Source organism: Plantactinospora sp. WMMC1484, assembly GCF_049315195.1.
In the GTDB taxonomy this organism is placed as follows: Bacteria; Actinomycetota; Actinomycetes; order Mycobacteriales; family Micromonosporaceae; genus Plantactinospora.
Genome location: NZ_CP186055.1, coordinates 2249682 through 2270842, shown reverse-complemented (window position 1 = coordinate 2270842; position 21161 = coordinate 2249682). Strand labels below are relative to the sequence as shown.

Below are 21161 nucleotides of genomic sequence, written 5' to 3'. Positions count from 1 at the left end.
TCTCCGCCACCGTGGCGGCAACCGCCCAAGCGCCATCGGGCACCGGGACTCCTTGGCCGGCAACCAATTGCGGCCTACACCATCGCACAGACGGGCAGGGATCCGCGATAGCTACCTGAAGGCTATTTCTCGCAAACCACCCGAGGCACCCAGACCTCTCATCAGGGGACGCCGGCCCCACCGGGGTGCGGTATCGAGCCTGCCACAACTGTAGCCGAACCAGTCACAACCATCGTTTCGGGAGGAATTTTCGCGGCTCGCCAGGGCGCACCTCTTCGCCGGATCGAGTCGGCTGGATCGCGGCGAGTGCCGCGTCCACCACCTCGGTACGCGCCAGCCGCCCCACCTCGGCCGGCCGGAACCAGCCGGCGATCTCGGTCGATCCGCCCGCCGCCTCGGTCACCGTCGCCTCGGTGGGCGCGTCGACCTCGACCCGGTAGATCGCCCGGACCCCGTGCCAGTCCAGCGGCCGGCCCTCCGGACCGAACTCGGCGGTGTTGTGCCGGTGCGACACGTGCAGCAGGCCGGTCACCCGACCGAGCTGGCCGGTCTCCTCGACCAGTTCCCGCAGCAGCGCGCTGACCGGCTGCTCGCCGTGGTCGGTGCCGCCGCCCGGCAGGTGCCACCGGCCGGCACCGGGAAATCCCGCCGCGATCCGGGTGAGCAGGATCCGGCCGGCCGGATCGGTGGCCAGCCCGTACGCCGCGAAGCGCTGGTGCCGGTCGACCGGCACGGCAGGTCCGGCGCCCCGAGCCTCCTCCGGGGCGAGCCGGGCGTCCTCAGGCAGCGGCTCCACCGGCAGGCCCAGCAGGTCGGCGGTGAACGGCATCAGGGTCAGCCCGGCCAGGTCGTCCGGGGTGACCCAGGCGACCTCGTCACCGCCACCGTCCGGCTCGGCGCGCAGCCTGCCGCCGGTCGGGACGACGTCGTAGACGATCCGGTCGGTGTGCTCGGCCACCTTCCCGTCGGCGTCGACCAGCCGGACCACGTCGGCGAGCACCGCCCGCAGCCCGGTCACCTCGATGCTGAGCCCGGTCTCCTCGGCAAACTCGCGCCGCACCGCCGTGGCCGGGTGCTCCCCGTGCGCGACACCGCCGCCCGGGAGTTGCCAGATCCGCGCAGAGCCGGAGGTGGCGGAGCCCCGGACGAGGAGTACCCGCTGCCCGTCCCGGCACAGCCCGTACGCCCCGATCCGCCGTCGCCGTCGCACCACCGCTCCCTTCCCGCACCCGTATCGATCATGCCGCGTGCGACGGCGGCCGGGCCGGTGGGGTCGGTCGGTTTCCGGTAACGACTCAGCCCAGTCGGGCAGCCTGGACGGCCTCGGCGGTCACCTCGGTCAGCCGGTCCACCGGCAGTGCCTCCAACTCCTCCCGGCCGAACCAACGGGCCTCGGAGGTGGAGCCGCCGACATCGCCGACGGTCGGTGGTGCCGGCGAGTCGACCACCACCCGGTAGAAGGCGCGTACGCCGTGCCAGTCGATCGGATAGCCCTCCGGGCCGAGCGAGGCCGCGTCCCGGTGGCTCGCCACCCCGATCAGCTCGACCAGCCGGCCGCGCTGCCCGGTCTCCTCGACGAGTTCCCGGATCAGCGCCGCCCCCGGCTGCTCGCCGTAGTCGGTGCCGCCGCCGGGCAGGTGCCAGCATCCCGCCCCGGGATAGCCGTCGGCGACCCGGGTCAGCAGCACCCGGCCGGCCGGGTCGGTGGCGACCGCGTACGCCGCGAAGCGCTGAGCCCGGTGCAGGCCGTCCGGACCGGGCACGGCGTGGAAGGAGGGGAACTCCGGCGCCTCCTCCGGCCGCAGGTCGATCGGCCCGCACGGCAGGCCGAGGGCGCGCGCGGTGAAGGGCCGCAGCAGCAGCCTGCCGGCCTCCTCCACGGTGTGCCAGCGGGCGAGGTCGGTCGGTTGGCCGACGCGGTCGCAGAGCGTGCCGCCCCGGACGGAGACCTGGTAGAGCAGGCGATCGGTGTGGATCGTGACGCCCCGGTGCGGCAGCGATCTCATGTCGGCGAGGACGTCACGCAGACCCAGCACGGAGACCGAGAGGCCGGTCTCTGCTGCCGTCTCGCGTACCACCGTGTGGTTCGGGTCCTCGCCGTGGTCGACGGCGCCGCCGGGCAGCGACCAGACACCGGGCGTCCCGGAGCGGGTGGAGGCTCGGACCAGGAGCACACGATCCGTTGAATCGGTGCAAATCGCGTACGCGGCGATCCTGCGGATGGGTTCCAGCGCGGGGGTCACAGGACCAAATTCTCCCTTGATCATCTGACCCGGCCACAAAAAGAGTCGGATTCCTGACAGTTGACCACGTCACCGCACCCGACGAGCGCTGGTCAGGGAACGGTCAGGGTAGCTATCCGGGCGGTCACCGAGGACATGCGGGCGCGCCGGGCGGACCGTGGAGGTATGACGCAGATGCCACCCAGCCAGCCCCCGTACAAGCAGCTCCGCCGCCCGACCACGGACCGGATGATCGCCGGTGTGGCGAGCGGCCTCGGCCGCTACTTCAACGTCGACCCCACCCTGGTACGGGTGATCTTCGCTGCGGTCGCGGTCTTCACCGGCGGGCTCGGCCTGCTGGCGTACCCGGTGCTCTGGTTCCTGATGCCGGAGGAGCCGGCCGACGCGCCGGCCTGGCCGCACCCGGCCCCGGGCCGTGGCCCGGTCTGGCCGCCGAGCTGGCCCGCCGGCGCGAACACCCCACCGTCCCCGCCAGCCCCGCCTCCCGCATCGGAACCGCCTACCGCATCGGAACCGCAGAGCGCATCGGAACCGCAGAGCGCATCGGAACCGCAGAGCGCATCGGAGCCGCCTACCGCCTCCGAGCCACAGAGCCCGCCGGCCCCGCCGGCCGCGCGCCCTCCGGCGTGACGGCGGGTCACTCCCACTCGATGGTGCCCGGCGGTTTGCTCGTCACGTCGAGCACCACCCGGTTGACCTCCGCGACCTCGTTGGTGATCCGGGTGGAGATCCGGCCGATCACGTCGTACGGCAGGCGGGACCAGTCCGCCGTCATGGCGTCGGAGCTGGAGACCGGCCGGAGCACCACCGGGTGCCCGTAACTGCGTCCGTCGCCCTGCACCCCGACGCTGCGTACGTCGGCGAGCAGCACCACCGGGAACTGCCAGACATCCCGGTCGAGACCGGCGGCGGTGAGTTCCTCCCGGGCGATCAGATCGGCCGCCCGGAGCAGGTCGAGCCGCTGCCGGTCCACCGCACCGATGATCCGGATGGCGAGCCCCGGACCGGGGAACGGGTGCCGCCAGACCATCGCCTCGGGTAGGCCCAGCGCCAGGCCGAGCTGGCGTACCTCGTCCTTGAAGAGCGTACGCAGCGGCTCCACCAGCGAAAACGTCAGATCCTCCGGCAGGCCGCCGACGTTGTGGTGCGACTTGATGTTGGCGGTGCCGCTGCCGCCGCCGGACTCCACGACGTCGGGGTAGAGGGTGCCCTGCACCAGGAACTCGACGTCGCCGCTCGCCGCCACCTCCCGGGCCGCCGCCTCGAAGACCCGGATGAACTCCCGGCCGATGATCTTGCGCTTCTGCTCCGGGTCGGTCACCCCGGCCAGCGCGCCCAGAAACCGGTCGGCCGCGTCGACGACCTTGAGCTTGATCCCGGTGGCGGCGACGTAGTCCTTCTCCACCTGCTCGGCCTCGCCGGCCCGCAGCAGACCGTGGTCGACGAAGACGCAGGTGAGCTGGTCACCGACGGCCCGGTGCACCAGGGCGGCGGCCACGGCCGAGTCGACACCGCCGGAGAGGCCGCAGATGACCTCCTTGTCGCCGACCCGGGAGCGGATCTCGGCGATCTGGTCGGAGATGATGTTCTCCGGGTTCCAGGTCGGCTCGATCCCCGCCACGTCGTAGAGGAATCGCTCCAGCATCCGCTGGCCGTGCTCGGTGTGCCCCACCTCGGGGTGGAACTGGGTGCCGACCCGGCGCCCGGCCAGATCCTCGAAGGCGGCCACGGGCGCCCCGGCGGACTCGGCGGTCACGGTGAACCCGGCGGGCGCCTCCGTCACACAGTCGCCGTGGCTCATCCAGACGGAGAGCTCGGCCGGAAGGTCGCGGAGCAACGCGGTCGCGCTCACGCCGGGGCAGGTGCGCAGGACGGTGCCGCCGTACTCCCGGCCGCCGGTGTGCGCCACGGTGCCGCCGAGCGCCCGGGCCATCGCCTGGAAGCCGTAGCAGATGCCGAGGACCGGCACGCCGGTGTCGAAGAGCTTCGGGTCGACCTGCGGCGCACCCGGGGCGTAGACGCTGGCCGGGCCGCCGGAGAGGATGATCGCCGCCGGATCCCTGGTCAGCATCTCGGAAACCGGCATCGTGTGCGGCACGATCTCCGAGTAGACCCGGGCCTCTCGCACACGGCGGGCGATGAGCTGGGCGTACTGGGCTCCGAAGTCCACCACCAGGACCGGGCGCGGCGTGTTCATGTGTAAGAAGCCTACCGAGCCCCGGCCGGCACCGGTAAGCCGCCGCCGGACGCTGCTCCCCCGACCAGGTGTTAGGAGGGGGCCCTTCCTATACAAAAAGCGATAAGGAGGGGCCCTTCCTTACATCCCTTCCTTACATCCAGCGGAGTGCCGCCGGGGCGTGCGGCGGGACCGCCGGGTGGTGGGGTGGCACCGGCTCGATCCGGGCGTACGCGGCGCCGAGCGGGGGGCGGGGGTCCGGATCGGCGCGGTTCGGCCAGAACGAGATCGCCCGTTCCGCCTGGGCAGCGATGGTCAGCGACGGGTTCACCCCGAGGTTGGCCGAGACCGCCGCACCGTCCAGCACGTGCAGTCCCGGATGCCCGAAGACCCGCTGGTAGGCGTCCACCACCCCGTCGTCCGGGCCCGTCCCGATCACGGCGCCGCCGAGCAGGTGCGCGGTGACCGGCACGTCGAACGGCTCGGTGACCGAGCCGCCGGGGATGCCGCCGATCTCCTCGGCGAGCAGCCGGACCGCCCGGTTGCCGGCGGGAATCCAGGTCGGGTTCGCCGCACCGTGCCCGGCGACGGTGCCGAGCCGGCGGCGGCCGAGCCGGCCCCGGTGGTAGCGCAGCGTCAGCGAGTTGTCCCGGGACTGCATGACCAGCGCGATCACGGTACGCCGGGACCACTCCCGCACCGAGAGCAGCGGAAGATAGGTGCCGGGCCGCCGGGCCAGGGTGCCGAGCCAGCGCCGGATCCGGTGCGGCCCGCCGTCGACGAGCGCCGATTGGAGCAGCCCCATCAGGTTGGCGCCGGAGCCGTACCGGACCGGCTCGACCGAGGTCTCCGGATCGGGGTGGAAGGAGCTGGTGATCGCCGCCCCGACGGTGAAGTCGACGCCGTCGCGGCGGGCGGTGCGCAGCGGCACCGTCGCGCCGAGGATCGCCTCCGAGTTGGTCCGGGTCAGCGCGCCGAGCCGAGGCGAGAGGTGCGGCAGCGCCCCGGTGGCGCGCATCCGGTGCAGCAGCCGCTGGGTCTGCACCGCGCCGGCCGCGACGACCACCTGGCCGGCACGGATCCGTCGGCGGTGCCGGAGCGGCCAGGCTCCGGTGCGTACCGTCTCGACCTCGTAGCCGGTGCCAGACGGCGCCGGCCGGACCGCCGTTGCGGTGGTCAGCGGACGGATCTCGGCGCCGAGCCGCTCGGCGAGCCAGAGATAGTTCTTGACCAGGCTGTTCTTGGCGCCGTGCCGGCAGCCGGTCATGCAGGCGCCGCAGTGCAGGCAGCCGGTGCGGGCCGGCCCGGCCCCGCCGAAGTAGGGGTCGTCGACCCGCACCCCCGGGCGGCCCAGGTAGACCCCGACCGGGGTGGCGGCGAAGGTCTTCCCGACCCCCATCCGCTCGGCCACCGCGCGCATCGCCCGGTCCGCGGCGGTCCGTTCCGGGTACGTCGTCACGCCGAGCATCCGCTTCGCCTGGTCGTAGTGCGGGGCGAGTTCTGCGCGCCAGTCGGTGATGTCCCGCCACTGCGCATCGGCGTAGAAGGCGGGCAGCGGTTCGTAGAGGGTGTTGGCGTAGACCAGCGAGCCGCCGCCGACACCCGCGCCGGAGAGCACCAGCACCTTTGCCGGTTGGCCGTGGCCGTGCGGGCGGGTGGCACGGAGCAGGGTCATCCGCTGGATGCCGAAGCAGCGCAGCGCCGGTGCCCAGAGGAAGCGGCGGATCCGCCAGGAGGTCTCCGGCAGTTCGTGGTCGGCGAAGCGCCGCCCCGCCTCCAGGACGACGACCGAGTAGCCCTTCTCCGCCAGGCGCAGGGCCGCGACGCTGCCGCCGAAGCCCGAGCCGATCACGACGACATCGACATCGACATCGACGTCGGGGGCGGCGTCGGCGGGACCGGCGTCCGCGCTGCGGGCGGTGGGCTCCATGGCGGCCATCATTACCGACCGGTAGCTACCGCGCCAGGGTGCGGTTGGGCCATGATTCCTGCTGCCGCGCTTCCGGGATGCAACGTCGGCGGGCCGACGGGGCGTCTGAAAGGTACGGCCGGTCCTGGCAGACCGTACGGCCGAGGGGATGTGGACGCGTGGCAGATCACGGCGGAGGCGCTACCGGCGTGCCCGGAAACGGCGGGGGCGACGGGCCGGCGCCGGCCGGTGGTGGCCGGCCGGGACGGCGGCGGAGCGCCTGGATCGCCGCGATCGTCGTGGTGGCCGTGCTGCTGGCCGGTACGGCGTACGCGGCCAGCCGGTTCTGGGACGGTCGCGGCGCGGAGACGCCGCCGGGAGCCGGGGCGAGCACCCCGCCGCCGACCTCTGCCGCCCCGACGCCCACCCCGAGCCCGACCCCGGAGCCCGGGGCCGACATCACCGGCCCGCTCAACCTGCTGCTGGTCGGCGTCGACACCCGGGTCAGCGACCCGGAGTGGGAGCCGCACGCCGACGCGGTGCTCATCCTGCACGTCACCAGGGCACTCGACCGGGCCTATCTCTTCGCCCTCCCCCGCGACCTGGTGGTGGACATCCCCCGGTTTCCGAAGGCCAACTTCGGCGGCGACCGCACCAAGCTGACCCACGCGATGAGCTACGGTAGCCGGGTGCCGGGGAAGAACACCCCGCCGGACACCGCGCAGGGCTTCGAGCTGCTCTCCACCACCGTCAGCGCGTACACCGGGATCGAGAGGTTCGACGCGGGTGCCATCCTCACCTTCGGCGGCTTCGACGAGTTGGTCGACGCGCTCGGCGGGGTGGAGCTCTACATCGACCAGCGGGTCGTCTCGCAGCACCGGGAACCGGACGGTACGCACCGCGAGCTGCGCGGCGGCGGCTACGTCGGGCCGCAGATGGTCTACGAGAAGGGCCGCCGGAAGCTGACCGGCTGGCAGGCGCTGGACTATGCCCGGCAGCGCTACACCACCGGCGGCGCGTACACCCGGCAGCGGCACCAGCAGCAGCTCATCAAGGCGATGCTGCGGAAGATCCTCGACCGGGACCTGGCCCGGGACGCCGACCGGACGGCGCAGGTGGTCCGCTCGCTCGGCGACGCGCTGACCTTCGTCAGCGGCGACGGCCACGAGATCGTCGACTTCGGGTACGCGCTGCACCGGCTCCGTCCCGAGACGCTGACCCTGGTGGCGCTCCCCGGCAGCGGGGTGGGCCGGGGCAGCTCCTACCGGGGCGAACAGCTCACCACGGTGGGAAAGACGTTCTTCACCGAGTTGCGCGCCGGCCGGGTCGACGCGTACCTGACGGCGAACCCGAAGCTCGTGATCAAGAACTGATCCCTCCGGGCGGGGAGTACGGCACCTCGCGCGCCGACCGATCAGGCTGACTCGTCATCGTCGCCGCTGGTCGCGGGGCGTGGCCGACGGTGCTTCGTGATCCAGGCTTCGACATCCTTCCGCAGCCAGATACTGCCTGCGGCCAGCCGCTGGTACGGCTCCGGGAAGTTTCGCTGCGTGGTGATCTGCCGTGCGCGGGTCCGAGACACACCCAGGAGGTTCTGAATCTCCTGCGTGCCCATCAGCTCGCCAGGCCCCTCCGACATAGGGGCGAAGCTATCCACCCGATGGGTCTTCCCGATCAGCCCTGTCCTAGACCTCTTATCGTTCGGCCCTGGCCGCTTGCGCAGGTAGCCAGGGTTGGGGGAGGATCTGACCAGGCCCCCTGTCTGGTAACACGACCGCCGAGGAGGAAGCGTGTTCGATGCGGCTCCGCAGCCACCAGAGCCACTGCGACTCACCGCCGAACAGCAGATCGAACGGCTCACGAAGCAGACCCAGTCGCAGGAACGGGTCCTGCTCGACCTGCACCGCCGGCTCTGCGACGCGCGGGCCCGGCTGGCGCTCATCTCCAGGATCGCCCGCGACCAGGACCGGTGCCGGCGGACACCAGAAAGCTCCTGGGCTGCGGTCCGGGCAGCGCTCCACGCCCGCCCCGACAATCTTCGACTGGTCCCCCGGAACCTGCCGGCGCGGTGGTGACGACCCGAGCAACGTGCGGTTGGCCCGTGGCCACGCGCCGCTGTCGCCCTACGCGCGGAGACAAAGACGATTTCTCATGATCTTGGTAACCCGTGGTTCGCAGCGAGCCATAAGTTACCGAAGATCTTGAGGGTCGTTCCAGATTGTGGGTGCTGCGAGGTGGTCCGACGCTTCGCGGGCACTTCCACAGGTCTCGTCGTCGCCGTGACCGTCGCCTTGACCCTCCCGGGGTCGGGCAATAGCCTGCAGTCGATGATCTCCAGGGCAACCGGCCAGGTCGTCGATGACGGGGGAGGACGGCATGAGACTCGGTAGGAGAATGACCTTACTGGTCGCGATGGTCACCGGGTTTCTGGTCCTGTCTGGAAATCCGGCCCAGGCCGCCTATTACAACACGTACACCGACATAGCCAGCACGCCCAACACGAGCTGCTGCACCGGGGCACAGGGCTTCGCCGCCGGATCCACCTACCTCTACTCGATCAAGAACCACACCAACTACGACGACGTCTCCGTCATCTACCGCGTCCACCGGACCAGCGGTGCGCGGGTGCTGATGACGAACGGCACGGACAACACGTCGACCAACCCCTGGCTGGGGCACGGAAACGACATGACGATCGTCGACATCGACGGGCAGCACCACCTGTTCGTCGTCACCATGAACGCGAGCGGCGCGCAGCTCGTGAAGCTCCGCTACGAGGGCACCAGCTACTACCACGCCGGGTCGTACCAGTTGCGGCGCAACGGGGCCGTGGCGACGCCGTCCGGGATCAGCCGGGTCTCGGTCTCCAGCACCACGATCGCGTTCATGTTCAAGAGTGGCCGGACGATCTACAACGGCAGTCTTCCGCTGCGCGCCTCCTCCGGGACCGTCGAACTGACGACCGCGTTCACCCTCCAGGTCGACGGTGCCCTCGTCAACGGTGCCACGGTGCCGGACCTGGCCACCTTCACCAACCAGGGGTTCTTCTACGACGCGCCGAGGAAGGTGCTCTACTACCCGCTGACCAAGGCCAACCGCAGCATCGTGCTGGTCTACCGCAACGTGTTGCCGACGACGACCGGGACAGCGCCCGCGGCCACCGACCTCTCCTTCCGGATCACGTCCTCGAAATACTCGACCCTGTTCGAGATCGAGGGCGTGGGAATCAGCGACGGCAAGCTGTACTTCAACACGAACCGGGCGAACGCGGACGGCGCCTTCGACGGGGTCCACGTGTTCAACGGCTACGTAGCGGCCTAGCGCGGCGACGATGGGAGTCGGCTGTGGCTCGACATCCGAGTCACAGCCGGTCCGGCCGGTCGATCAGGGCACCGGCGGTCCCGTGGCGTCGGAAAGCCAGGCGTCGAAGAACGCACGCAGCTCTTTCCCGGAAACCCGTTCGGCGTACGCGACGAAATCGTCGGTGGTCGCGTTGCCGTTGCGCCGCTCCGCCGTCCAGCCGGTCAGGATCCGGAAGAACGTCTCGTCGCCGACCGTACGCCGCAGGGCGTGCACGGCCAGCGCACCCCGCTTGTAGACGGCCCGGCTGAAAATCTCCGAGCGCCCCGGGTCGAGCGCCGGCTCCGCCCAGTCCGTGGCGGCGTACTCGCGCTCGAAGATGGCCTGCGCCGACGGGCCGCCGTCCTCCTCCGACCAGAGCCACTCGGCATAGGTGGCGAAGCCCTCGTTGAGCCAGAGGTCGCTCCAGCGCCGGATCGAGACGCTGTTCCCGAACCACTGGTGCGCCAGTTCGTGCGCCACCACCCCGAGGTTCGGCCCGGTGGCGAAGAACGCCGGGCCGTACACCGGGCGGGACTGGGTCTCCAGGGCGTACCCGATCCGGTCGTCGGCGACGGCGATCCCGCCGTACGCGTCGAAGGGGTAGGGCCCGAAGCGGGTGGCCAGAAAGTCGGCGATCTCGGCGGTGCGCGCCAGCGACTCCTCCGCCGGCCCGCCCGCCGGCAGCCCGGCCGCGATCGCGGTGACCAGCGGCCTGCCGGCGTGCGTGCCGGTGCTGACCCGGTAGCGGCCGATCACCAGGGTGACCAGATAGCTGGCCATCGGCGCCCGTTCCGCCCAGCGCCAGGTGGTCCAGCCGGCGTCGGTGCTGCTGCCGCCCGGCACCCCGTTGCTCAGCGCCGCCAGCCCTGCCGGGACGGTCGCCTCGATCCGGTACGTCGCCTTGTCCAGCGGATGGTCGTTGACCGGAAACCAGGTGCTCGCCGACTCCGGCTGGCCGAGCGCGATCGCGCCGTCCGGGGTGTGCAACAGTCCGCCGCTGCCCAGGTCGGGGCTGGTGATCGGGGCCGGCTTGCCGGCGTAGCGCACCCGCACGCTGAACGCCCTGCCCCGGCCCAGGCCGGTGGCCGGGGTGACCACCAGCTCGTCCTCGGCGCGGGCGTGCGCGGCCTCGGTGCCGTCGACCCGGACCGACGAGACGGTCAGCCCGGCCAGGTCGAGGTTGAACCGGGAGAGGTCCTGGGTCGCGGTCGCCTCGATGGTGGCGTCGCCGGTCAGCTCGTCGGTCGCCGGGTCGTAGCGGACCCGGAGGTGGTAGCCGGCCACGTCGTAGCCGCCGTTGCCGTAGGTCGGGAAGTAGGGGTCGCCGATGCCGGCCGCGCCCGGGCGGAAGCCGTCGGCCGGCCGGCCGTCCCCTCGGGTGCCGGTGCAGCCGCCGCCGGACGACACCACCAGCACCGCCACCAGTACGCCGGCCAGCACCGGCCGCGCCGTCCTGGTCACCGCCGTGACCCGATCATCGCCCCGCCCTGATCATCGACCTGCTCTCGACAACCGTTCTCCGGATCGCGGTGCGCCCCGCTACCGGTCGAGGACGAGCCCGACCTTCTGGAACTCCTTCAGGTCCCGGTAGCCGCACTTGGCCATCGCCCGGCGCAGCCCGCCGAAGAGGTTGAGCTGACCCTCCGGGTCGTCCGAGGGCCCGTAGAGCAGTTTCTCCATCGGGCCGAGCGGCTCGTCGGCGACACCGTAGGCGCCGCGCGGCAGCTTCGGGTGGCTGGCCGCCGGATGCCACCAGGCGCCACCGGCCGGTGCCTCGGCGCAGAGCGAGAGCGGCTCGCCGAGCATCACCGCGTCCGCGCCGCAGCCGAGCGCCTTGGCGATGTCGCCGGAGGTCTGCACGTCACCGTCGGCGATCAGGTGCACGTACCGGCCGCCGGTCTCGTCGAGGTAGTCCCGGCGGGCCGCCGCGGCGTCGGCGATCGCGGTCGCCATCGGCACCCGGATGCCGAGCACCGACTCGGTGGTCGACCACTCGTCGCCGCCGAGCCCCACGATGACCCCGGCCGCGCCGGTGCGCATCAGGTGCAGCGCCGTCTTGTAGTCGGTGCAGCCACCGGCGACGACCGGCAGGTCGAGGTCGGCGATGAACTCCTTGAGGTTGAGCGGCTCGTCGGTGGTGGAGACGTGCTCGGCCGAGACGATGGTGCCCTGGATCACCAGGATGTCCACCCCGGCGTCCAGGATCACCGGGGCCAGCGCCAGGGTGTGCTGCGGGGAGACCCGTACGGCGACGGTGCTGCCGCCCTCGCGCATCTGCCGGACCCGCTCCGCGATCAGCTCGGGGCGGATCGGCTCGGCGTAGACCTCCTGGAGCCGGCGGGTGGCGGCGGAGCCCTCCTCCAGTTGGGCGAGCTCCTCAAGGATCTTGCTGGGGTCCTCGTAGCGGGTCCAGAGGCCCTCGACGTTGAGCACCCCGAGCCCGCCGAGCCGGCCGAGGGCGACCGCCGACTCCGGGCTCATGGTCGCGTCCGACGGGTGCCCGACGCAGGGAATGCCGAACTGGTACGCGTCGAGTTGCCAGGCCGTCGAGACGTCGTCCACATCCCGGGTACGCCGGCTCGGCACGATCGCGATGTCGTCCAGGTGGTAGCCGCGCTGTGCGGTCTTGCCCAACCCGATTTCGACCACGTCACGCATGGATTACTCCAGAGTAGAAGGGGGTGGTTGGCGCCGGGGTGGTGACTGTCAACGGGTGTGGTAGTTGGGCGCCTCTACCGTCATCTGGATGTCGTGCGGGTGGCTCTCCTTGAGCCCGGCCGCGGTGATCCGGATGAGCTGACCACGCCGGTGCAGCTCGGGGATGGTCTCCGCGCCGACGTAGCCCATCGCCAGCCGCAGCCCGCCGATGAGCTGGTGTGCGACCCGGGCCAGCGGGCCGCGGTAGGGCACCTGCCCCTCGACGCCCTCCGGCACCAGCTTCTCCTCGCTGGTCACGTCGTCCTGGAAGTAGCGGTCCTTGGAGTAGGACCGGGCCTGACCCCGGGACTGCATCGCGCCGAGCGACCCCATCCCCCGGTACGCCTTGAACTGCTTGCCGTTGATGAACATCAGCTCGCCCGGGCTCTCCTCGGAGCCGGCGAGCAGGCTGCCGAGCATCACCGTGTCACCGCCCGCCACCAACGCCTTGGCGATGTCGCCGGAGTATTGGATGCCGCCGTCGGCGATCACCGGCACGCCGGCCGGGCGGGCGGCCCGGGCCGCCTCCATGATCGCGGTGATCTGCGGCACGCCCACCCCGGCGACGATCCGGGTGGTGCAGATCGCACCGGGCCCGACCCCGACCTTCACCGCGTCGGCACCCGCCTCGACCAGCGCCTTCGCGCCCGCGTAGGTCGCCACGTTGCCGCCGATCACGTCGACGGCGGTGTCCTTCTTGAGCCGGCCGACCATCTCCAGCACGGCCCGCTGGTGCCCGTGCGCGGTGTCCACGATCAGCACGTCCACCCCGGCCTCGACCAGGGCGCGGGCCCGCTTGTAGGCGTCCTCGCCGACCCCGACGGCGGCGGCCACCCGCAGCCGGCCGGCGCCGTCCTTGGTGGCGAGCGGGTACTGCTCGCTCTTGGCGAAGTCCTTCACGGTGATCAGGCCGCGCAGCCGCCCGTCCGGGTCGACGATCGGCAGCTTCTCGACCTTGTGCCGGCGCAGCAGGTCGAGCGCCTGATCCTTGGTGACCCCGACCTCGGCGGTGACCAGCGGCATCGGGGTCATGATCTCGCGCACCGGGGTGGCGCCGTCGGTGACGAACCGCATGTCGCGGTTGGTCACGATGCCGACCAGGGTGCCCTGGGCGTCGGTCACCGGCACCCCGGAGATCCGGTAGCGCCCGCAGAGCGCGTCGACGTCGCGCAGGGTGTCGTCCGGCCCGCAGGTGACCGGGTGGGTGACCATGCCGGCCTCGGAGCGCTTGACCAGGTCGACCTGGACCGCCTGGTCCTCGATCGAGAGGTTGCGGTGCAGGACGCCGATGCCACCCTGCCGGGCCATCGCGATCGCCATCCGGGCCTCGGTCACCGTGTCCATCGGGCTGGAGACCAGCGGGATGGCGAGCTCGATGTTGCGGCTGAGCCGGGTGATGGTGTTCACCCGGCTCGGGATGATCTCGGACTCGCCGGGTTGCAGCAGCACGTCGTCGAAGGTCAACCCGAGCGGCACCACCCGGGCCGACCCGGCCGGCAGTTCGGGCAGGTGCCCGGCGAGCTGGTCGGCGTCGGTGGCCGGCGGAAGGTCGGTGGCGGGTCGGTTCTCCACGATGTGTCCCCTGCTGCGGTTGTTGACGATCGATTGCGCTGCTGGTGCTGACGGTCGACTGCGGCCCCGCGGCAGCAGGGGCGGTGTCAGCGCTCGCTCCGGGCTACGGTGCGCGATGGTTCATCGTACCCATCCGGCGGGCCCGGCGTCGCAGGCGCGGGTACAGCGGCGGGTACGGGCACACAACGGGCGACCACGCCGGGCGGTGTTGGGACTACGGTGGAGGGGTGCACGAGGAGCCGATCGACCCGTTCAACGGTGACCCCGCCGATCCCTCCGCCGGACTGGACGAGCCGGGCGAGGAGACCGACCTCGACCCGCTCAGCGAGGTCGAGCGGCAGGACGTGCTGGAAGACCTGGCCGACCTGGAGATCTACCAGGCGCTGCTGGGTCCGGTGGGGGTGCGTGGTCTCGTGATCGAGTGTGAGGACTGCCGCGAGCCGCACTACTTCGACTGGGACCTGCTCCGGGGCAACCTTCGGCACCTGCTCAGCTCCGGCCGGCCCCGGGTGCACGAGCCCGCCTACGATCCCGACCCGGACCACTACGTCACCTGGGAATACGCGCGCGGCTACGCCGACGGTGTGCACGACACGCTGACCGAGACCGCCGACGAGAACGAGGGCGAGGCGGAGACCCCGGACTGAGCCCGCGCGACGTCGGGAGGCGCGCCGGGCCCGCGCGGGCCCGGCGCCGAGGCCAGAGCAGTGTTCAGGCCACCAGGCCGGCCCGGAAGCCCGCGGCCACGGCGTGCGCCCGGTCCCGGGCGCCGAGCTTGCGGAACAACCGCCGGGCGTGGGTCTTCACGGTGTCCTCGGAGACGAAGAGCTCCCGGCCGATTTCCGCGTTGCTCTTGCCGTCCGCCATTCCGACCAGCACCTGCATCTCGCGCTCGGTCAGCACCGGCCGGCGGGCCGGCCCCGGCTGTCCCGGTCCACCCGGCGCTGCGCTGCCCGGTTCGGCACCGCGTGGTCCCGAGGGGTCGGTCCCGCCCTGGTCGTCCCGGGCGGTCGTGCCCGGCGGGTATCCCGGTCCGGTTCCCTTCGCGGCGGCACCGGCCGCCGCCGGGTCGGCCGGGGCGTTCGGATCGTCCCCGCGCTGGGCCGGCACCACCGCCGGCCCGACGGTCTGGTCTCCGCCGGTCGCCTCGCCGGTGCCGGCCCGCGCCTGCGGGTCGTCAGGCCGGCGCGCCCCGGCCGATCCGTTCGCCGGACGTCGGCCCTCGCCCGTGCCGTTCCCGGTCGGGTCCTCGCCCGCGCCGTTCCCGGTCGGGCCCTCCCGGCCCGGTCCGGTGGGCGCCCGGACGGCACTACCCAGCCGCTGACCGGCCCCCGGCTGACCGCTCGGGTCGCCGGGCTCCCCGGAGCGGCCGGTGGCGTTCGGGACGGCCGTCTGCCCTCCGGCGGCCATCGCGCCGCCGGGCAGCGACCCACCGCCCCGGCCGGACCGGCCGCCGAGCAGCAGGAGCGCCTTTGCCACCACGGTGACCAGGTCGTGGTCGCCGCCCTGGATCAGCCCTCTGGCACCGGCGGCGATGGTGGCCGCCGCCACCCCCGGATCCTCGGCACCGAGCAGCAGGATCGCCGCTCCGGGCGAGCGGGCCAGTACCCGCCGGGTGAAGCCCACGCTGTCCGGGCGGGTGAGCGCGGTGTCGGCGAGTACCACGTCCGCCGGTCGCTCGGCGAGCCGGAGCATGGCTTCCGGATCGGATACGGCGGTGCGGACCGCGGCGGCCAACCCCAGCCGGGCTGCCGCCGCCGCGACGTTCTGGGCCGCGAGCGGGGTCCGGACGCAGACAAGAACGGTGCGCACGGTGCTACTCCTCTCCGCAACGAGGAGACCACGCCGTCGAATGATCATGATGAGTTTCCACGGATGAACCACAAACTTTTTGGACGATTCGCCTCACCGGAGGGCTCGCCCGGAAGAAGTTCGCGATCACACGCGATCAAGTACGTGTGAGCCGTCGGCGCCCTGGGTACCGGAGCCGTTGGTCGGATCGGTGCGCCTGCGCGGCCCGCCGCCCCGTATTCCGACGGAGCAGTCATCGCGGTGCCGCGCGGAGGGAGGGTGCTGATGTCGAACGTACGCAGGCTGCCTGGACCGATCGTCGACCTGTGGGAGTGGCAGCGGCTTGGCGCATGCCGGGGCCGGGACAGCGCCCAGTTCTTTCATCCCGAGGGCGAGCGGGGTTCGTCCCGCAACCGTCGGGAGGCCAACGCCAAGGCGGTCTGCGTGAGCTGCCCCGTCCGCGCCGAATGCGCCGCGCACGCGCTGGCCGTCCGCGAGCCGTACGGGGTGTGGGGCGGCTTCAGCGAGTCCGAACGGCTCCGGCTGCTCGCCGTCGGCTGGGAGGATCTCGCCGACCGGCGGCAGAGCCGGGTGGACGTCGCCCGACTGGAGGCCCGCCTCGGCCGGCCGTTCCGGTCGGCGGTACCGGCGCAGCGCTCCGCCTGACCACGCGGGCCGAACACCGCGACGTGCCGGCCGGTGCCACCTCCGAACGAGGGCTGGCACCGGCCGGCTCTCTCCAGGATCAGGTGGTGGCGGGGTTGCTGGCGGCGGGGATGTCGGCGCAGCCGCCGTACCGGTGGTCGGCGAGCACCTGCGCGCCCGTCGCCGAGTTCTTCACCCACCACGACGAACCGTCCGCGCAGTCACGCCGGAACAACGCAAGATCCGTACGCCCGTCCCCGGTGTAGTCACCCGGCGCGGGAATGTCCTCGCAACCGCCGTACCGGTGATCGGCCAACACCTGCGTGCCCGACGCGGTCTTCACCCACCACGACGAACCGTTGACACAGTCACGCCGGAACAACGCCAGATCCGTACGCCCGTCACCGTCGTAGTCACCCGGCGCGGGGATATCCGACGCGCCACCATAACGGTGATCAGCCAACAGCTGCGTGCCCGACACCGTCTTCACCCACCACGACGAACCCGTCTGACCGTTACGCCGATACAACGCAAGATCCGTACGCCCGTCGCCGTCGTAGTCACCCGGCGCGGGAATGTCCTCGCAACCGCCGTACCGGTGATCAGCCAACACCTGCGTGCCCGACGCGGTCTTCACCCACCACGACGAACCGTTGACACAGTCACGCCGGAACAACGCCAGATCCGTACGCCCGTCACCGTCGTAGTCACCCGGCGCGGGAATGTCCTCGCAACCGCCGTACCGGTGATCAGCCAACACCTGCGTGCCCGACGCGGTCTTCACCCACCACGACGAACCGTTGACACAGTCACGCCGATACAACGCCAGATCCGTACGCCCGTCACCGTCGTAGTCACCCGGCACCGGAATGTCCGACGCACCGCCATAACGATGATCAGCCAACAGCTGCGAACCCGACACCGTCTTCACCCACCACGACGAACCCGTCTGACCGTTACGCCGATACAACGCCAGATCGGCGCGACGATCGGCGTCGTAGTCCACCGCCACGCCGGCCTGCCCACCCCACGCGGCAGCGGCGATCTTCGCCCCGTCGCCGGCCTGCTCACCGTAGCGCTCGGGAAATGCGGAGACCTGCACGGCCTGGCACACCTCGCCCACCGGCCTGGTGAGCCAACTGTTGTTCGGAAACTTGCGCAGCATCGCGTTGAGGAACGCGTTCGTGGAGTACACCGGGTCGAGGATCTGACTCTCCGTGCCCCAACCCTGACTCGGGCGCTGCTGGTAGAGGCCGAGGCTGTCCCGGTCGCCGTGATTCAGGTTCTGGATGCCACTCTCCACAATGGCGGTGGTGATGGCGAGGGTGGCGGCGTGCGACGGAAGTCCCCGATTCTTGATCGTCAGCACGATGATCCGGACGCAGGCTGCCCGGCTGGCGTTGAAGCTGTGGGACATGGTGCGGGTCAAGGTCGGTTTGACCCGCGCGGCGAACTCCGCGTCCGCACTGGTCGGCGCCGCGGAGGTGCAATCCGGGATGACCGCCGCCCGCGCCGCGGGCGGCTGGACCACGAGGGTGGTGAGGGTTGCCAGCGCCGTGAGCAGGGCGTAACGGGCGAGTTTCATGCAGGGCTCCTTGTCGGACGGAGGGGAAGACTCGGCCGAGCAGAGAGGGGCCGGGCCACCCGATGGACGGGTGGCCCGGCGGAATCAGGTGGTGGCGGGGTTGCTGGCGGCGGGGATGTCGGCGCAGCCGCCGTACCGGTGGTCGGCGAAGAGCTGCGCACCCGTCGCCGAGTTCTTCACCCACCACGACGAACCATCCGCACAGTCACGCCGGAACAACGCGAAATCCGCACGCCCGTCACCGGTGTAGTCACCCGAAACCGGAATGTCCGCCGCACCGCCATACCTGTGATCGGCGAACAACTGCGCACCCGTCGCACTCTTCACCCACCACGACGAACCCGCCTGCGCATCCCGCCGATACAGAGCCAGATCCGCACGGCCGTCACCGTCGTAGTCACCCGCGACCGGGATGTCCGCACAACCGCCGTACCGGTGGTCGGCGAAGAGCTGCGCACCCGTCGCCGAGTTCTTCACCCACCACGACGAACCATCCGCACAGTCACGCCGGAACAACGCGAAATCCGCACGCCCGTCACCGGTGTAGTCACCCGAAACCGGAATGTCCGCCGCACCGCCATACCTGTGATCGGCGAACAACTGCGCACCCGTCGCACTCTTCACCCACCACGACGAACCCGCCTGCGCATCCCGCCGATACAGAGCCAGATCCGCACGGCCGTCACCGTCGTAGTCACCCGCGACCGGGATGTCCGCACAACCGCCGTACTTGTGACCGGCGAACAACTGGGTCCCCGACGCGGTCTTCACCCACCACGACGAACCATTCACACAGTCACGCCGGAACAACGCGAAATCCGCACGCCCGTCACCGTCGTAATCACCCGGCACCGGAATGTCCGCCGCACCGCCATACTTGTGATCCGCGAACAACTGCGCACCCGTCGCACTCTTCACCCACCACGACGAACCCGCCTGCGCATCCCGCCGATACAGAGCCAGGTCGCTGCGACGATCGCCGTCGTAGTCGATTCCCGCGGTTCTGCCGCCGCCCTGATTGAGCCACTCCGCCACGGTTTCGCCCCGAAGAACGCTCAGCAGGGCCCGCTTGTTCTCCAAGCTCGTCACCTTGTCGCGGTCCTCGCTGAGGTGAATGTGCCAGAGGTGCGACTGGTCCGACGAGACCGCACGGTCGTACCGGAAGTCCCAGCCCTCTACCGCGGTGTCGCTGTCAGCCTGCCCGTAGAACTCCCGCCAGCCGTCCAGCCGAGGATCGTTGGAATCCCTGCCGGAGGCCAGGAGCCGACTGGAGAACCGGGCGATGTTGCTGTAGTCGGCGGCGAGAGCCTGGCTGCCCGGAGTGCCGATTCCGTCGGAATGTGAGGAGTGATCGCTGTCAGCGGAACCCTCGACATCAATCGCCAACTGCCCGGCAGCACCGCCCTGGGCCTCAGGAAAGGTCCAGTCGTAGGCTGCGGCCTTGTCGGACGGCCCTCCCTTGTCTTCGGCGTCCCGGACCGAATAGTCGTTGGAACTGTTCGCCGCGCGAGTGTTGTGGTAGCCGGGCTTGTTGGCGTAGATTCCGCCGTTCTGCGTGCCGGGATCCAGCTTCAGCAACTCCTGCATGAGCCACCAGGACGCGTCCGTGATCCTGGCCGGATTCGGATTGGCGGCGGCAGGTGCGGCCGGCACCAGGGCCACTCCGACGGGCAGCATCACCGAAGCGGCTGCGACCAACCCGCGTAATACTGTCAGTCTCGGCAGCCCCGCCGATGCAGGATCGACTTTCAATGAACGCATCGCACTCCCTCACCCTCATTTTGTGTTCGGAGATCTCTGTCTCCGGATGCTGCGCGCACGAGTCGGATGAAGCTCCCCGCGAGTACGGCCCCTGGTCGCGGCGCTGCGCCCCGGGGCTCCGGGGCGGCACTGGCTGTCGTGATTCCGGAGAAGCATGGCCTGGGCGGTGGCGCACACCGATGCCATTCCGTGCCGGATGGTTGGTCATCCGTGCCAGCCGTCGCCGCCGGGTCGTCCCCACCGCCGGCGGGCCTCGCTCAGGGTTCCCGACGCCCGGGTCCACCGCCCTCGGCCCGCTGTCGTGCCGGAACCGCCGGTCGCATGTGCTGATGGAGGCGGCGGTAGGCCAGCGGACTCATCCCGACGACCGAGGTGAAGAGGCGGGTGAAGTGGCCGCCGCGCGGAAACCCCCATCGAGCGGCGATGGCACGGATAGGTTGACCGGCAAGCTCGGGGTCGGCGAGATCGCGTCGGCAGCGGTCGAGCCTGCGGTGGCGGATCCACCCGGCGACGGTCCGTCCGTCGGCCTCGAAGAGGCGGTGCAGGCTGCGCAGCGAGACGTGATGGGCAGTGGCGATCACTGCGGGTGACAGCTCCGGATCGGCCAGTTGGGACTCGACGAAGCTCAGCATCTGGCGGTAGATCGCCTGCTGCCGGCTCTCGTACGGGAGCGTCGCCTCCAGATCGAGCCGGCGGGCGAGCACGGCCGCGACGAGGTCGAGCGTGACGGCCCCGAGCCGCACGGCATCGGCGGGCGCGAGCCGATCCGCATGCCGGGCGAGGCTGGTGAGATGGTTGGCGAGCACGGCACCGAGGCTGTCACGCTCCGGATCCAGGGACGTCGCGTACAGCCGTCTCGCCTGGTCGACAGGAATCGGTAGGAGCGCGTGAGGGATCCGCACGGCCACGGCCATGCCGCCCTGACCCTGCGGACCCTCCGCATAACCGATGTCGTGCGGACTCGATGTGTCGAGGAAGCTGAGGTGGCCGGGGCCCGGCACGCAGGTGTTGCGGTTCTGCTCGATGAAACCACTGCCGTGCAGGGCCATATTGACCTTGTAGATCTCGGCGTCCGAGGATCGGATCATCTTCCGGGTACGCGCCACCCGCAACGACGAGAGCTCGTAGACGGAGAGATCGACGGCGCCGAGGCAGACCGTCCGTACCGACGCGGCGAAGTCGGCCGGGCGCTCGGCCCAGACCTGCACCCGCCCCAGTGACCGCGACAACATCTCGCGCCAGTAGTCGAGCCGCTCCGCTGGCGGCCTGTCCTGCGTGCTCATCACGAAATGGCCGTCCTGCACCGCACACCCCCGTGGCGTCCCGCGACGGTCACCACCGACACGGCAGGCGAGTGGAAGTCGAGGTGACCCGCAGCAGACAATGTAGGCACCGTGAACGCCTTCGATGGTGTACGCGAGGTGTCTCCGACATGGACGG

At 71.1% G+C, this 21161-nt stretch carries 18 protein-coding genes and 2 pseudogenes; 7 read left to right on the top strand and 13 right to left on the bottom strand.

Features of this window, described 5'->3' with window-relative positions; all coding sequences use genetic code 11:
- Window positions 1-223: 223 nt before the first annotated feature.
- Together ACN28C_RS10055 and ACN28C_RS10050 are read right to left on the bottom strand one after the other, a co-directional pair.
- Window positions 224-1210 carry an NUDIX hydrolase gene (locus tag ACN28C_RS10055; RefSeq protein WP_422773229.1) on the bottom strand — a complete coding sequence of 329 codons (987 nt, stop codon included), beginning with the start codon at window positions 1208-1210 and terminating at the stop codon, window positions 224-226.
- An 85-nt stretch (window positions 1211-1295) separates the two neighbouring features.
- Window positions 1296-2243, bottom strand: coding sequence for an NUDIX domain-containing protein (locus ACN28C_RS10050; protein WP_422773228.1), 948 nt, complete (start codon window positions 2241-2243; stop codon window positions 1296-1298).
- Window positions 2244-2408: 165 nt separating this feature from the next.
- Between ACN28C_RS10050 and ACN28C_RS10045 the strand changes: the two genes are divergently transcribed.
- A complete protein-coding gene (locus ACN28C_RS10045) occupies window positions 2409-2873 on the top strand; it encodes a PspC domain-containing protein (RefSeq protein ID WP_422773227.1) in 465 nt (154 codons plus the stop codon).
- Window positions 2874-2880: 7 nt separating this feature from the next.
- Here the strand turns inward: ACN28C_RS10045 and guaA are convergent, their stop codons facing one another.
- Together guaA and ACN28C_RS10035 are read right to left on the bottom strand one after the other, a co-directional pair.
- Window positions 2881-4440 (bottom strand): glutamine-hydrolyzing GMP synthase, encoded by a 1560-nt coding sequence (gene guaA, locus ACN28C_RS10040; RefSeq protein ID WP_422773226.1) that lies wholly within the window; start codon window positions 4438-4440, stop codon window positions 2881-2883.
- 133 nt (window positions 4441-4573) lie between these two features.
- Window positions 4574-6349, bottom strand: coding sequence for an FAD-dependent oxidoreductase (locus ACN28C_RS10035; RefSeq protein WP_422773225.1), 1776 nt, complete (start codon window positions 6347-6349; stop codon window positions 4574-4576).
- A 188-nt stretch (window positions 6350-6537) separates the two neighbouring features.
- Here ACN28C_RS10035 and ACN28C_RS10030 point away from each other — a divergent pair, with 188 nt between their 5' ends.
- From ACN28C_RS10030 to ACN28C_RS10020, 3 genes are all read left to right on the top strand, one after another.
- Window positions 6538-7701 carry an LCP family protein gene (locus tag ACN28C_RS10030; protein ID WP_422773224.1) on the top strand — a complete coding sequence of 388 codons (1164 nt, stop codon included), beginning with the start codon at window positions 6538-6540 and terminating at the stop codon, window positions 7699-7701.
- Window positions 7702-8118: 417 nt separating this feature from the next.
- Window positions 8119-8403, top strand: a complete 285-nt coding sequence (locus ACN28C_RS10025; protein WP_422773223.1) for a hypothetical protein — start codon at window positions 8119-8121, stop codon at window positions 8401-8403.
- A gap of 319 nt (window positions 8404-8722) precedes the next feature.
- Window positions 8723-9649: a hypothetical protein gene (locus ACN28C_RS10020; protein WP_422773222.1), complete on the top strand. Its 927-nt coding sequence runs from the start codon at window positions 8723-8725 to the stop codon at window positions 9647-9649.
- Window positions 9650-9712: 63 nt separating this feature from the next.
- Here ACN28C_RS10020 and ACN28C_RS10015 read toward each other — a convergent pair whose 3' ends face one another.
- The 3 genes from ACN28C_RS10015 to guaB all read right to left on the bottom strand — a co-directional run bounded on the left by ACN28C_RS10015 (window position 9713) and on the right by guaB (window position 13939).
- Window positions 9713-11131: a M1 family metallopeptidase gene (locus ACN28C_RS10015; protein WP_422773221.1), complete on the bottom strand. Its 1419-nt coding sequence runs from the start codon at window positions 11129-11131 to the stop codon at window positions 9713-9715.
- 78 nt (window positions 11132-11209) lie between these two features.
- The gene (locus ACN28C_RS10010) at window positions 11210-12328 is read right to left on the bottom strand and encodes a GuaB3 family IMP dehydrogenase-related protein (protein WP_422773220.1); all 1119 of its coding nucleotides are present in this window, start codon (window positions 12326-12328) and stop codon (window positions 11210-11212) included.
- Window positions 12329-12376: 48 nt separating this feature from the next.
- Entirely contained in the window at window positions 12377-13939 is a 1563-nt protein-coding gene (gene guaB, locus ACN28C_RS10005; protein ID WP_422773219.1) for an IMP dehydrogenase, read from the bottom strand.
- A 227-nt stretch (window positions 13940-14166) separates the two neighbouring features.
- Here guaB and ACN28C_RS10000 point away from each other — a divergent pair, with 227 nt between their 5' ends.
- Complete coding sequence (locus tag ACN28C_RS10000; RefSeq protein ID WP_422773218.1) at window positions 14167-14586, top strand: DUF5319 domain-containing protein; 420 nt, start codon at window positions 14167-14169, stop codon at window positions 14584-14586.
- A 64-nt stretch (window positions 14587-14650) separates the two neighbouring features.
- Here ACN28C_RS10000 and ACN28C_RS09995 read toward each other — a convergent pair whose 3' ends face one another.
- Both ACN28C_RS09995 and ACN28C_RS09990 read right to left on the bottom strand, forming a co-directional pair.
- Entirely contained in the window at window positions 14651-14842 is a 192-nt protein-coding gene (locus tag ACN28C_RS09995) for a response regulator transcription factor (RefSeq protein ID WP_369930863.1), read from the bottom strand.
- 345 nt (window positions 14843-15187) lie between these two features.
- A pseudogene (locus ACN28C_RS09990) lies at window positions 15188-15751 on the bottom strand (helix-turn-helix transcriptional regulator); the annotation flags it as partial.
- A 264-nt stretch (window positions 15752-16015) separates the two neighbouring features.
- On the opposite strand from ACN28C_RS09990, the gene ACN28C_RS09985 reads away from it, so the two are divergent.
- Window positions 16016-16396 carry a WhiB family transcriptional regulator gene (locus tag ACN28C_RS09985; protein WP_422773217.1) on the top strand — a complete coding sequence of 127 codons (381 nt, stop codon included), beginning with the start codon at window positions 16016-16018 and terminating at the stop codon, window positions 16394-16396.
- 79 nt (window positions 16397-16475) lie between these two features.
- Here ACN28C_RS09985 and ACN28C_RS09980 read toward each other — a convergent pair whose 3' ends face one another.
- Window positions 16476-17744: an FG-GAP repeat domain-containing protein gene (locus tag ACN28C_RS09980; protein ID WP_422773216.1), complete on the bottom strand. Its 1269-nt coding sequence runs from the start codon at window positions 17742-17744 to the stop codon at window positions 16476-16478.
- Between the two features lies 1 nt (window position 17745).
- Here ACN28C_RS09980 and ACN28C_RS09975 point away from each other — a divergent pair, with 1 nt between their 5' ends.
- A complete protein-coding gene (locus tag ACN28C_RS09975) occupies window positions 17746-17946 on the top strand; it encodes a hypothetical protein (RefSeq protein WP_422773215.1) in 201 nt (66 codons plus the stop codon).
- 98 nt (window positions 17947-18044) lie between these two features.
- Here the strand turns inward: ACN28C_RS09975 and ACN28C_RS09970 are convergent, their stop codons facing one another.
- From ACN28C_RS09970 to ACN28C_RS09960, 3 genes and pseudogenes are all read right to left on the bottom strand, one after another.
- Window positions 18045-18812: an FG-GAP repeat domain-containing protein gene (locus ACN28C_RS09970; protein ID WP_422774604.1), complete on the bottom strand. Its 768-nt coding sequence runs from the start codon at window positions 18810-18812 to the stop codon at window positions 18045-18047.
- Between the two features lie 171 nt (window positions 18813-18983).
- Window positions 18984-19250: pseudogene (locus ACN28C_RS09965) on the bottom strand (hypothetical protein); the annotation flags it as partial.
- Window positions 19251-19978: 728 nt separating this feature from the next.
- A complete protein-coding gene (locus ACN28C_RS09960; protein ID WP_422773214.1) occupies window positions 19979-21004 on the bottom strand; it encodes a helix-turn-helix domain-containing protein in 1026 nt (341 codons plus the stop codon).
- Window positions 21005-21161: the final 157 nt, after the last annotated feature.